This window comes from Robbsia andropogonis (genome assembly GCF_000970345.1).
GTDB lineage: Bacteria > Pseudomonadota > Gammaproteobacteria > Burkholderiales > Burkholderiaceae > Robbsia > Robbsia andropogonis.
Window position 1 is genome coordinate 1 of record NZ_LAQU01000061.1, and the last position, 12804, is coordinate 12804.

5 protein-coding genes and 1 pseudogene are annotated in these 12804 nt (G+C 61.9%); 4 read left to right on the top strand and 2 right to left on the bottom strand.

Features of this window, described 5'->3' with window-relative positions; all coding sequences use genetic code 11:
• Positions 1-139: 139 nt before the first annotated feature.
• A complete protein-coding gene (locus tag WM40_RS24600; protein WP_024901537.1) occupies positions 140-1540 on the bottom strand; it encodes a CitMHS family transporter in 1401 nt (466 codons plus the stop codon).
• 329 nt (positions 1541-1869) lie between these two features.
• A complete protein-coding gene (gene cobA, locus WM40_RS24605) occupies positions 1870-2724 on the bottom strand; it encodes a uroporphyrinogen-III C-methyltransferase (RefSeq protein ID WP_024901536.1) in 855 nt (284 codons plus the stop codon).
• Between the two features lie 750 nt (positions 2725-3474).
• On the opposite strand from cobA, the gene nirB reads away from it, so the two are divergent.
• From nirB to WM40_RS24625, 4 genes and pseudogenes are all read left to right on the top strand, one after another.
• Positions 3475-6153, top strand: coding sequence for a nitrite reductase large subunit NirB (gene nirB / locus WM40_RS24610; protein ID WP_046154280.1), 2679 nt, complete (start codon positions 3475-3477; stop codon positions 6151-6153).
• Positions 6154-6216: 63 nt separating this feature from the next.
• Positions 6217-6687 carry a nitrite reductase small subunit NirD gene (gene nirD / locus WM40_RS24615; RefSeq protein WP_024901534.1) on the top strand — a complete coding sequence of 157 codons (471 nt, stop codon included), beginning with the start codon at positions 6217-6219 and terminating at the stop codon, positions 6685-6687.
• Between the two features lie 137 nt (positions 6688-6824).
• A complete protein-coding gene (locus tag WM40_RS24620) occupies positions 6825-11537 on the top strand; it encodes a molybdopterin-dependent oxidoreductase (protein ID WP_046154282.1) in 4713 nt (1570 codons plus the stop codon).
• Positions 11538-11759: 222 nt separating this feature from the next.
• Positions 11760-12804, top strand: a pseudogene (locus tag WM40_RS24625) (MFS transporter); the annotation flags it as partial.

Consider the following 12804-nt stretch of genomic DNA (forward strand, 5'->3'; position numbering starts at 1 on the left):
GACCCGGCCGGAACCCCGGTGCGTCAGACTTGCTACCGGGTATCCCCGAAGCACCGGTTGTTCGTTGTGGTGTTACGTATGTAGTACCCAAAAAAATCGATCGGGTGCGGCTTTTGATAGACATGCACGGCGTGGCGTATCACGATAGCGGAATCACGCCCAAAGCAATGGCAACCCCGAGCAGCGCCAACGAAAATGCCCACATCGTTGGCAACGCAAAACGGATGTAGCGTCCCATATCCAATCCGGCAAGACCCAGTCCGAGCCACAACGCTGGTGAGAATGGACTGATGAACGTGCCGGCGATATTGCCAATACCGAGCGCGTAAACAGTCGACGCGGGCGATACGCCGTGCGCGCCAACGATTTCGCTGACGATCGGCAGCATCGCGAAATAATAGGCGTCGGTCGACAGCAGTAATTCCATCGGCAGACCCAGCACGCCCAACACCAGATGCAGATGCGGGACCAAGGCGTGAGGCAGCCAGCCGACGATTGTCTGCGCCAGCGCGCGCAACATGCCGCTGCCGTCGAGGATGCCGAGGAACGCACCGGCCGACAGAATGATGGTTGCCATCACCATCGCATTAGGCGCGTGCTGTTTGATACATTCCAATTGCGCGGCCTGGGTACGGTGATTCAATAGCAACGCTAGCGCGACGCCGATCATGAAGACAAACGCGGATGGCAATATCCCCGCAACCAATGCCGTGAAGACCGCCAGACCGAGAACGGCATTGCCGATGAAGCGCCAGCGGGGGATCTCTTCCCCCGCGATCTCGGATGCGGCGCCGTGGTTCGCCGTCACCGTACCGGCGGTTCGGCCCGCGGTCTCGGACGCGGCGCCCGGCAAGCCCGGCAATATCGCGGCGTCATCTAGCGCGGATATGGTGGGAACACGCGCGGTATCCATTGCACACGCGCGCGCAAGGCGACGTTGCTCGCGCCATCCAAGCAAGCCGGCCAGGCTGAGAAGCAACAAGGCTCCGATGGCTTGCACCGGGATGAGCGGATGCCAGAGCGCCGTGGCGTCCATTCCGGTCACGGCGGAGGCTCGTCCAAGCGGACCTGCCCAGGGGGTCATATTCATCAGTCCGGCGCCGATGGCGATCAGCATCAGCATCAGGTAGGGACTGACGCGAAGTTTTTTATAGACCGGGATCAGTGCAGGAACCGTCAACAGAAAGGTCGTCGCACCCGCTCCGTCGAGATGGGCTGCGAGCCCCAGCGCCGCGGTCCCGACGCACACGGCAATGACATTGCCACGCGTCAATCGCAATAGACCATCGACCAACGGTGTGAACAGTCCGGCTTGTTGCAGGATGCCAAAAAACAAAATAGCAAATACAAACATTGTCGCCACCGGCGCGACCTTCAGAACGCCTTTTGCATAAAAGCCCGCGATCTCGTCAACCGGAAATCCCGCTAGCAAAGCGCCGATAAAGGGTGCCAGTACCAATCCAATCAGTGGTGCACTTCTTCCAGAAAGCAACGTTCCGATCACGACAAAAATGATCAGCATTCCAAATAGCGTCAGCATGCAGGTGTCCCCGGCCGTTTAGGCTGTTATGTATATTGACTACAAAGCGCGTAAACATTCTGCGGTCAAAGATAGCCGGGGTCTATGGGACGACGGAAAGTTTGGCGGTAGGCGCGGCGTCTGATGCGAAGCCAAAAGCGTTAATTTCGGCTGCCATGCACCAAATACTTAGGTGGGTGCTGCCCTGCATAGCGGGCGGTAGCTGGCATTTCTACCGTGGACTGCTGCTCACATGCGCGCCTTGATGGCATGCGATCGGCTTTTGAGCCGAGTGATACCGGGCGGTTTATAAATGGCGCTTTATTTTGGTGAGCGGCGTGGCCGCAGGCTTACGCTGCGTCGGCGTGTGTTGTCAGCCCAAGCATGTCGCCGTGTCCGGCCGTGACTGTGTCAACGTTGCCGCCTGACGCGCATGCGGCAATATCGCCGGAACAAAACGCCTCGGCCATACCGATTGCCCGACCTACCAGAATGACGGCGGGACTTTGCAGTCCTGCAGCATGCGCGAGGTCTGCAATCCTGCTCAGCGTGCCGACGCAATGCCGTTCACGGGCAGTACCGGCCCATTCGACAACCGCTGCGGGGGTGTCCGTTGGCAGGTGTTCCGCAAGCGTCGCGCAAATGCGCGCGATCCGGTGCATGCCCATATAGATGGCGAGGGTCGTGTTACTCGCTGCCAAGGCGCGCCAGTCAGGCTCATCGTGGTCTTGTTTGTGCGCAGTGACAAAGGTCACGCCATCACAATGCGCGCGATGGGTCAACGAAATGCCCAGACCCGCCGCGGCGGCAAAACCCGACGAGATGCCGTTGACAATATCGACCATGATGCCCGCGGCGCGCAGACTGCTTATCTCCTCGCCGGCCCGGCCGAACAGGAGGGCATCGCCGCCTTTTGCGCGCACTACATGCTGGCCACGCGCCGCGTAGCGGCGCATCAAGCGTTCGATGAACGCTTGCGGTGTTGAACGGCAGCCACCGCGTTTGCCCACGCGAAGCACACGGGCCTGCGGTGCCAGCGTGACGATATCCGGATTCGCAAGGTCGTCAAGTAGCAGCACATCGGCCGATGCCAGCACGCGTGCCGCGCGCAGCGTTAGCAAGTCGATCTCGCCCGGTCCGGTGCCGAGCAAGGTGACACGCCCGCGACGGCCAGCGTCTGTGAGGGAAGTACGATCGATGGTCATGGCAAAATTCCGTACCGCGTATTCGTTCGATTGTGCATGCAAGCAGCGCGGAGGTCGTGCCGCTCACTCTTTTGGTTGCATAAGGAATGTGAAATGCGTGGCATGGCCTCTCAGGCAATGCCAAACAGAAAGGCAAACGGCGTCCGCTCGCGGTGATGCGAGGGGACGCCGTTGTCCTGTCCTGCTTGTCCTGATGATTTTCGCCGACGCACGCGATCGATCCTTATGTCGATAAGGCGCGCCGGTATCACCCGCGGTGTTATGCAAAAGGCAGGCCATGTGAATCAGTACGGCCAGTCGGGGTCATATCGGGAAGACAGGTCTTATCTTCCGACACATAAAGGTGCATCGCACAGGCGCTTGCACTATCGCAGTGCGCGCGTGCATCGAAAAGGGGGCTGTCGCCGTGGTGCAAACCATCTGAAGTCGCCGCGACAAAGCGCGGCAATCATTTGCAACGGCAGCGGCAAACCCCCGTCCCGCCGGACTTTGTATGTCTTTACAGGAGAAAAGTGTTCTCGCTGGCACACACTGTGCATAGGGGTAATCGCGGATCAACGGCGATCTCGCGGAAAAGTTTCTTCATCGGTGGCAGCGACGCGTGCTGACATCGATAAAGACTGAAGACAGTCAGACGCGTTACGCGTCTTCGGACAAAGGCGTCCCACGGAACAGCAAGCTTGCTTGCGCGGTTCCGGGGACGCCTTTTTGTTTTGGTGTTGCGAGAACAGGGCATAGGAGCGATCCGGCATGAGGATCATCGTTATCGGGAACGGCATGGTGGGCCACAAGTTCGTCGAGTCATTGATGGCCGCCGAACACCAGGGACCGCGTGCAAAGGGTCCGTTGCGGGTCACAGTGCTCGGCGAGGAGTCGCGCGCCGCTTACGATCGCGTGCAACTCTCGTCTTTCTTCAGTGGCACGACCGCCGACGAATTGTCGCTGGTGACGCCGGGCTATTACGATGCGACGCACGCTGCCGGTACGGCGACGTTGCATTTGAATGCCCGGGTTGCACGCATCGATACCGCATCACGCCAGGTATTTCTGGAGGATGGTACGGCGTTGCAGTATGACAAGCTGGTATTGGCAACCGGCTCCTATCCTTTCGTGCCGCCTATTCCCGGAAAGGACGCAGGCGATTGCTTCGTCTATCGTACGATCGATGACTTGGAGGCGATGCAAGCGTGCGGTGCTCGTTCCCGCACCGGTGTGGTCATTGGTGGCGGCTTGTTGGGTCTGGAGTGTGCGAAGGCGTTGCGCGACATGGGTCTGCAGACCCATGTGGTTGAATTTGCACCGCGGCTCATGGCGGCGCAACTTGACGATGCCGGCGCCCGGATGCTGCGCGGCAAGATCGAAGCGCTGGGCGTAACCGTGCATACCGGCAAGCAGACGATGTCGATCGACGCATTGGACGTCGAGCAGATCGCGGACGCAACCGGATCGTCGGTGGCAACGCCCCGTCGACGGATGAGGTTCGCGGACGGCACGTCCCTGGACACCGACATGATCGTGTTCTCCGCCGGGATCCGGCCACGCGACGAGCTGGCGCGCGACGCAGGCTTGACAATGGGCGCGCGCGGGGGTGTCGCGATCGACGACCAGTGCCGTACCAGTGATGCCGACATCTATGCCGTTGGCGAATGCGCCGCGTGGCAGGATCGTGTGTACGGTCTTGTCGCGCCGGGGTATCAGATGGCACGTGTGGCTGCCGCGCATTTGCATGCGCTGGCCGCCGATCTCGATGACACGTCCCGCCTTGAAGTGTCGCCAGCGATGGCATTCGCGGGTGCCGACATGAGCACGAAGCTCAAGCTGCTCGGCGTTGATGTGGCGAGCATAGGCGATGCCCACGGCGCCATGCCGGGCGTGCGCAGCTATCAATACAGTAACGAACGCAGCGAAATCTACAAGAAGATCGTCGTCTCCGAATGCGGGCGTTATCTGGAAGGCGCGATCCTGGTGGGGGACACTGCCGAATACGGCGCTTTGCTGCAAATGATGTTGAACCGCATTGCATTGCCGGAGGCGCCGGAATGGTTGATCCTGCCGGCGGCCGATGGTGCGTCCCCCGTAGGAGGCATTGGCGTGGACGCGCTGCCCGACACGGCGCAGGTGTGCTCTTGCAACGACGTATCGAAGGGAGCGATCTGCGCGGTGGTGCGCGATGGCGCGACGACGATCGGTGCGGTGAAGTCGGCGTGCAAGGCGGGCACGACGTGCGGTGGTTGCGTGGCGCTGACGACGCAAGTCATGAAGGCCGAGATGAAACGTCTCGGCCTGGAAGTGAATAATCACCTCTGCGAACATTTCGCATTTTCGCGACAGCAGTTGTATCACATCGTGCGTGTGGAGGGCATTCGGACGTTCAGCGCCTTGTTGGCACGGCATGGCAAGGGCTTGGGCTGTGATATCTGCAAGCCGACCGCGGCAAGCATCTTTGCGTCGTGCTGGAACGATTTTGTGCTGCAGCCTGACCATGCGCCGCTACAGGATTCGAACGACTACTACCTGGCGAACATTCAGCGTGACGGTACGTATTCGGTCGTGCCGCGTATGCCGGGCGGCGAAGTGACGCCGGACGGCCTGATCGCGGTGGGGCAGGTTGCCAAGCGATATGGCCTTTATACGAAGATCACCGGGGGGCAGCGCGTCGACCTGTTCGGCGCACGTGTCGAACAATTGCCGGTGATTTGGGAAGAACTGATCGCGGCGGGATTCGAGTCCGGCCATGCCTACGGCAAATCGTTGCGTACCGTCAAATCATGTGTGGGCGCGACATGGTGTCGCTATGGCGTGGGCGACTCGGTGGGCCTCGCGATCGAATTGGAAAATCGCTACAAGGGGTTGCGTGCGCCCCATAAGATCAAGTTCGGCGTTTCCGGCTGCACCCGGGAATGCGCGGAGGCACAAGGTAAGGATATCGGCGTTATCGCAACGGAACGCGGGTGGAATCTGTACGTGTGCGGCAATGGCGGCATGAAACCGCGTCATGCAGAGCTGCTGGCCTCGGATCTCGACAAGGAAACCCTGATTCGCTACATCGACCGTGTGCTGATGTTCTATGTGAAAACGGCGGATCGCCTGCAACGTACGAGCGTATGGCGCGATAACCTGGAAGGTGGCTTGCCGTATCTGGTGGATGTCGTCGTCAACGATGCGTTGGGTGTTGGCGCGGAACTGGAAGCGCAGATGGCCCATGTCGTGGACACATACGAATGCGAGTGGCGCAAGGCGGTCACGGACCCGCAGACGCGCAAACGCTTCCGGCATTTCGTCAACAGTGATGTCGCCGACGACCGCGTGCTGTTCGTGGAGGAGCGTGGCCAGATTCGTCCGGCCACGGCGCAGGAACGCGCCGGCCGCTCGACCGCCTTGCAGGGACAGGACGAAAACGCTGACGATCTGGCAAGCAGCGTGGTTTGAGCCGCCTTGCATGTCACTTACCGAAAGATACGCCATACGCGCAAGTCGATACAGGAGTCGCCCATGCAGATGAACGAAACCGCCCAACACGCAAATGCCTTCGCGGTGCCCGGGACCGTCGGCACCGAAGTCGCCGCCGCTGCATGGCAACCGGTTTGTTCGCTCGATGCCATCGTACCGGATACCGGTGTCTGCGCACTTATCGGCCGGGAGCAAGTCGCCGTGTTCCGTGTGCAGTTGCGTGGCGCGGCAGCCGATGCAGGGTGTCCCGTCATCGATGCCGTTGATGCGTCGGCCGTGGCGCAGACCGGCGGTGAGGCGTTGTTCGCCATCGGCAACGTGGATCCCCACTCCGGTGCGTCGGTGTTGTCACGTGGGGTAGTGGGAAGCCTCGGCGAGCGTATCGTCGTGGCGTCGCCGCTATACAAACAGCATTTCGATCTGCGCACCGGTGAATGCATCGAGTCGCCCGAGCATCGGGTGGCGGCATATCGCGTTGCACTGAAAGACGGTCAAATCTGGATTGCCGCGTAAGTTTCGCCGACGCGTTGTCGCCTCACTACGAGGCACGCTAACCATGCCACGGTGACATCGATTTCGGAGTCCTTATTGGATAACGAATAGGTACACCTTTTCCGACAGGTCCGATGAACGATTCATTGAACGCGCCGATGGCGTCCGTGAACGGCGCCGCAGATAACGCGCAGAGCGTGCGCCATGTGCGGGGTGCCTGTCCGTATTGCGGCGTGGGCTGCGGCATCGTCATGCAAGTAAAGGGCGAGAAGATCGTCCGTATCACAGGCGATGCCGAACACCCAACCAATCGCGGACGTCTCTGCACAAAGGGGCAGACCGCGCACATGGTGATGGGTGACGGTGGGCGTCTTGCGCATGCCTATGTACGGCACGAGCGCAGCGCGGATCCGACGCCGTTGCCCATGTCGCGCGCCGTGGCCGAAACGGCGCGGCGCCTGCGCGCGATCATTGATCGTGACGGACCGGGCGCGGTGGCGTTCTACCTTTCCGGGCAGATGTCGATCGAAGCGCAATATCTGGCAACCAAGCTGGCGAAGGGTTTTATCCAGACCCCGCATGTCGAGGCGAATTCCCGACTCTGCATGGCGAGCGCGGCGACCGGTTACAAGCAGTCGCTGGGCGCCGATGGGCCGCCGGGATCGTATGACGACATCGATCATGCCGATGTGTTCCTGGTAACCGGTGCGAATATGGCTGATTGCCATCCGATCCTGTTTCTGCGGATGATGGATCGGGTAAAGGCCGGTGCCAAGCTGATCGTTGTCGATCCACGGCGTACGGCCACCGCCGAGAAGGCGAACCTTTATCTTCGGCTTCGTCCCGGCACGGATCTGGCCTTGTTCAACGGGCTGCTCCATCTGCTCCATCGCAACGGCCATACGGACAGCGCGTTCATTGCTGCGCACACGGAGGGCTGGGACGCCATGCCGGCCTTCCTCGCGGATTACACGCCGCGCCATGTGGCCAGCGTCACGGGTATCACCGAAGCGGATTTGCGTCAGGCGGCACTTTGGATTGGCGAGGCCGGCGAGTGGAGCAGTTTCTGGACAATGGGATTGAACCAGAGCACGCATGGCGCCGATCACACCACGGCGTTGTGTAACCTGCATCTCGCCACCGGGAAGATCTGTCGTCGTGGCAGCGGGCCGTTCTCGCTGACCGGCCAGCCCAATGCCATGGGGGGGCGTGAGATGGGCTATATGGGGCCTGGCCTGCCGGGACAACGTGCGCTGCAGGACGGTCGCGACCGGGCCTTCGTCGAAACGTTGTGGGGTCTTGCGCCGGGCACGCTGCAGGCCCTGCCCGAGACGTCAATGCCACCGTCCGGCGGCACCATCGATCTGTTCGAACGGATGGGAACCGGCGAGATCAAGGCCGTCTGGATCATCTGCACGAATCCGGTGGCGTCGGTACCGAATCGTCAGACGGTGATCGATGGATTGCGCCGCGCCGCATGCGTGATCACGCAAGATGCTTTCATGGATACGGAGACAAACCACTATGCCGATATCCTGCTGCCGGGGGCGCTCTGGGCGGAAGGCGATGGCGTGATGATCAACTCCGAGCGCACCTTGACGCTGACACCGAAGACGGTGCCGGCGCCCGGCGATGCGCAACCCGATTGGCACATTATCGCCAGCGTGGCGCAAGCGATGGGATATGGCGCGGCTTTCGCGTACGCCAGCGCTGCCGATGTGTTCGACGAAATCCGTCGCAGCACGAACCCCACCACCGGTTATGACCTGCGCGGTGCCGATCATGCGCGACTGCAATCAGGGCCGGTGCAATGGCCCTGTCCACCGTCGGCATCGACGGATCGTCATCCCATCCGTTATCTCAACGATGGCGTCAGCCAGCCTTTGAAGCGCGACCCTGATGGCACGTCCCCGGCCCTGGTTTTCCCGACGCCGACCGGAAAAGCACGTTTTCATACGCGTTCGTATCGCGCGCCGGCGGAGCATCTGGATGCGGAATTCGGATTTGTTTTGAATACCGGCCGCGTACAGCATCAATGGCACACGATGACGAAGACGGGAAAGATCGCGACGCTGAACAAGCTGAACGCCGCACCGTTCATCGAAGTGCATCCCAAGGACGCCATCGCGGCGGGTATCGTCGACGACGACCTGGTCGAAATCCGGTCACGGCGTGGACGCGCGACCCTGCCCGCGGTGGTGACGGATCGCGTGGCTCCTGGGGAATGTTTCGCCCCCATTCATTGGAACGATGTCTTCGGCGATGGATTGTGTATCAACGCACTCACGCACGATGCGGTTGATCCTGTCTCACTGCAGCCGGAAATGAAATACAGCGCGGTGGCAATCAAGCGCGTGGTCACGCCACAAGCCGGACCCGGAAACAATGCGACGTCGTCGGCAAGCGGGGAAGCGGCTCGGCAGGCGACGGGTGACGGCGCGTCCGCGTGGGAAAAAATCATCGCGGAGGGCGGTGCGTTGGCCGGAACAGATGCGCCCAGCCCAGGCGTGGCGGCGCTGGCCGCGGCCTGTGGCCTGACGTCGATGCTGGCGGCGAGTGGCCCGCCGATATTGAGCGATATGGAGCAGCGCTACCTGGGCGGTTTTCTGGCCGGCTTGGATGCTCGACTGGCTTTGCAGCATGGGGGTGGCACTGCACCTGCGCATGCCGCGTGGGGGGCTCCCGCTGATCAGAACGCGCGGCGATTGCCGCCGATGTTGCCGCCAAACGCACCGCTTGATCCACTGCACCGCGCGTGGGTGGATGGCATGTTGGCCGGTGGCTTCGGTGCATGGTCGCGTGACGCTGATACGCCGTCGGATACGTCGGCGCCGATGTCCTCAGGCGTGGTGCAGGCCACGGGCATCACCGCGCGGCCACGTCCGAAAGTGACGTTGTTGTGGGCATCGCAGACCGGCACCGTCGAAGGCCTGGTCGAGCCTTTCGCCATGCGATTGATGGGCGCGGGCTGCGAAATCCGTACCGCTTGCATGAGCGATGTCATGCCCGCCTCGTTTGCCGGCAACGTCGCGGGATCCGGCGGATTGACATCGGTCGAATCGGGGCGTTACCTGCTGGTGATGAGCAGCACGTTTGGCGATGGCGAGGCACCCGATAACGGCCAGGCATTCTGGGAAGGGCTGAACGGAATGGCCGACGGCAGTTTCGCGCATGTCGGTTTTTCGGTGCTGGCATTTGGCGATCGGCATTATGACCAGTTTTGTGGTCATGGCGTACGCCTGGATGCACGGCTCGATGCGTTGGGCGCACGACGGCTGCACGCCCGCATCGAATGCGAGTCCGACGACCTTGCACTGGCCGACCAGTGGCTGGATCAGGTGATCATCGCAATCAAGCGGGATCATGCGTCCCCGGCGAGCGCGGCCACCGATGCCGCGGAGGGTGTGGAGGGTGTGGCGGCGGCCGGGGGGGCTCCGGCGATCAACGCCGTGCCAGCGGGTGCACCTTGCGTCGTAAAAACGGCGCCTGCCACGGGGCGGGCGCCAGCGCCGATATCGGTCGTGCCCACCAAGCTGCGCCCGGTCACGGTGCCCGTGAGCGCCAACATCCGCTTGAACGGAGAAGGCGCGACAAAGGACACACGCCGCATCGCGTTGTCCATCGCCGGTACCGGCCTCCAATACGAAGCGGGCGATGCGCTCGGTATCTGGCCGACGAATTGTCCGGCCCTGGTCGATGAGATCCTGGCGCTCACCGGCGCCGATCCCGATGCAATCGTCGCGGTGGCGGGGCCGATGCCGATGCTCGCGTATGGCGCGCCCACGTCGGTGCGCTTCGCGGATGCACTGCTGCGCTATTTCGAGATCGGGCGGCCGCATGCGGCGCTGCTGGAGGTGATCGCCGAACACACATCGGAGCCGGGCCGTACGGTGTTGCGCAAGATGCTCGAGCCGGGCTGCAAGACTGAATTGCAGGCCTGGTTGTGGGGCCGGCAACTGGCGGATGTATTGGATGCGTTTCCGGTTCGCCTGGAGGCATCCGCGCTTGCCGCGGTGTTGAAACGATTGCAGCCGCGTCTGTATTCGATTGCGTCGAGCCCGCTCGCACATCCCGATGAAATCCACCTGACAGTGGGCACGGTGCGGTATTTGAGTCAGCCGCACGGCATGCGGCCAGTGCGCGACGAACAGTTGATATTCGATGGTGGCGGGCACGCGCACGCGACCGCTTTTACTGCCGCAATTTCCACGGCCCCGCTCGTCGAGGGAGGGCGCGATGCGAGTGGAGCGGCGGGACACAACGGCACCGACGAGCGCGTGAGCGGCGGCGGTATTGATAACGTCTCTTCCGGCGTGCGTTGGCGTAAAGGGGTGTCGTCAACGTTCCTGGCCGACCGCGCGGCGGACAGCGGCGTGCCTGTATTCGTCCAGTCGTCGCCGCATTTCCGTCCGCCGCGCGATGCGTCGGTGCCGATGATCATGGTAGGTCCGGGCACCGGCATCGCCCCATTCCGAGGCTTCCTGCAGGAGCGTCGTGCAAGGGGGCATACCGGACGCAATTGGCTTTTCTTCGGGGAACGGAATGCCGAGACCGATTTCTACTACCGGGATGAACTCCAGGCGTGGCGGGACGAAGGGTTGTTGACGCGATTGGATACGGCGTTCTCCAGGGACCAGGCCGAGAAGTGCTACGTCCAGGATCGCTTGCGCGAGCACGGCGCGATGCTGTGGTCATGGCTCTGTGACGGCGCCGTGTTCTACGTCTGCGGCGATGCGAGCCGAATGGCGAAGGACGTGGAGGCGGCACTGCGCGATGTGGCGATGCGGCATGGCGGTATGGATGAAACGCAAGCAGGTGCCTTTCTCCGTGACCTGATGCGCGATAAGCGGTATTTGCGTGACGTGTATTGATATCCGTTGGCGGATGACCCGCTCGGGAAGCGATTTCCCTAGGGCATCCGGGAACGGGCGCGGTGAGCGTTGACGTGTTGCTTGCAAGGGCACGGTGGCGGGAAGGGCGGTAATGCGAGTCGAGCGGAACGAGGTAGGCAGACGTGAACGGGTGGGGATGTGGGGATGCGTGTTTCAACACCTTCCGCGATTGTTTTTAAGACATTAATGTGAGATACGGCGATGAAAAATGTCCTGGCGTCCTTGCGCTCGGGTGACTGGCGAGCGTTGCTGGCCTGTTTTCTGTACTTCGATACCGGCTTCACGGTGTGGGTCTTGTATGGGCCGCTGGCACCTTACATCGGCAAGAGTATTACGATGACTCCCTCGCAGCAGGGCTTTCTGGTGGCTGTGCCGGTGTTGGCTGCAGCCATTCTGCGGGTAACCTTGGGCAATTTGTACCAGAGCGCGCCGGGCAAGCAGGTGGCGTTGCTGGGGGTGGCGTTGTCGGCGATTCCGGTGGTGATATTGCCGATGATGGGCGCGATGGGGATCACCGCGACGGTACCGGTCTTGATGGTGCTCGGCGTCTTTCTTGGCGTAGGTGGTGCGAGCTTTGCCGTCGCGCTGCCGATGGCAGGCAGCAACTATCCGCCGCGTGTACAGGGTCTCGTCCTGGGACTGGCTGCCGCCGGGAATATCGGTGCGGTGCTGGACGGTTTCCTGTTTCCGCGATTGGCCAACGCCTATGGTTGGCAATTGGCCGTGGGCGGTGCGTTGCCATTGCTCGCCATCGCCGCGCTTGCCCTCTACGCCTGGGCAAATGACGGAAGCGCGAAGTCCGGCAGCCCGAGGCGCGCGCTGATGGGCTTTGCGGTCACTGTCGTGGGGTTGATCGCGCTGGTGCTGCTCGTGGAAGAGGGGGCGTTTGGCTCGGGCAAGGCAGGCGTGCTGCTATTGCCAGTCATGGGGGCCGCGCTGGCCATCGCCGTGTTGCCGCAACGTTATCGTGCCGTATTGGCCGAGCGTGATACCTGGGTGGTTATGCTGGTCTATAGCATCACGTTCGGCGGTTTTGTCGGCATGTCGTCGTATGTGGCGTTGCTGTTGACGAACCTGTATCAGATGTCGAAGGTCGACGCCGGTCTGTTCATGGCCCTGCTGGCGGCAATAGGCGCGCTGGTCCGCCCGATCGGTGGCCTGATCGCCGATCGCGTGTCTGGGGGTGCGGGCGTTGACGGTATTGCTCGCGGTGATTTGTGTCGCCGACATGGTGTTCGCCTTGACC

Excerpts from the sequence above, each read along its gene's own strand:
- WM40_RS24600 (WP_024901537.1), bottom strand. The coding sequence starts at position 1,540 with ATGCTGACGCTATTTGGAATGCTGATCATTTTTGTCGTGATCGGAACG.
- nirD (WP_024901534.1), top strand. The coding sequence starts at position 6,217 with ATGCAGATGAACGAAACCGCCCAACACGCAAATGCCTTCGCGGTGCCC.
- nirB (WP_046154280.1), top strand. The coding sequence starts at position 3,475 with ATGAGGATCATCGTTATCGGGAACGGCATGGTGGGCCACAAGTTCGTC.
- cobA (WP_024901536.1), bottom strand. The coding sequence starts at position 2,724 with ATGACCATCGATCGTACTTCCCTCACAGACGCTGGCCGTCGCGGGCGT.
- WM40_RS24620 (WP_046154282.1), top strand. The coding sequence starts at position 6,825 with ATGGCGTCCGTGAACGGCGCCGCAGATAACGCGCAGAGCGTGCGCCAT.